At 55.0% G+C, this 780-nt stretch carries 1 protein-coding gene; it reads left to right on the forward strand.

What is annotated here, in order from left to right:
* A partial coding sequence (locus NW838_RS06530; protein WP_414427733.1) for a class I SAM-dependent methyltransferase occupies positions 1 to 607 on the forward strand: 607 nt, incomplete at its 5' end.
* Between the last annotated feature and the right edge of the window lie 173 nt (positions 608 to 780).

Here is a 780-nt window from a genome sequence, read left to right on the forward strand (position 1 = left end):
GGGCCGGCGAGACTTTGGCTGGGATCGGGCAGATGCGTTTTATCGGGATCAGGTGGGATCCGCCTATTTGCTGGACTTGGCTGCTTGGCACCTGAGCAGCACCGACTACATCGGCGATACCTTACGCCTGGTTGCGGATCATGCCCGCGGGCTGGTGCTGGATTTTGGCGGCGGCATTGGCACCCATGCGATTGGGGCAGCCCTTTGTGGGGCGGTGGAGCGGGTCATCTTTTGGGACATCAACCCTGTGCATCGACAACTGGTGCGGCTGCGGGCCGAGAAGTTGGGCCTAAAAGAGCGGATCCACTGTCCAGAAACCTTCCCAGAAGGGATGCAGTTGGATACAATCCTCTGCTTTGATGTGATAGAGCATTTGCCAAGTCCGGCAGAGCAGTTGCGGCAGTTTTATGGTTGGCTACAGCCGCAAGGTAGGCTGTTGATCAACTGGTATTTCTTCAAGGGGTTTAACGGCGAGTTTCCTTTTCATCTGGACGATCCGCAAAGGATTGAGGAGTTTTTCCGGGTTTTACAAAGCCACTTTTTAGAGATATTTCACCCCTACTTCATTACTGCTCGCTGCTACCGTAAGTGGAAGACCGATTCCTAAGATGACGCGCTATCTGCGGGTGTTGTGGCTGTTCTGGAGCACCTCAATTGCGGCGGAAATGGAGTACCGCGCCAATTTTTTCTTTGCCAGCCTCAGCAGTTTGGGTGGGTTGGGATCGGCTCTGTTTGGGCTGTCGTTGTTTTACCAGCAGGGGCACCGGCTGGGCGGTTGGA

The sequence above is a fragment of the Synechococcus sp. R55.2 genome, from assembly GCF_047462075.1.
Taxonomy (GTDB): Bacteria; Cyanobacteriota; Cyanobacteriia; order Thermostichales; family Thermostichaceae; genus Thermostichus.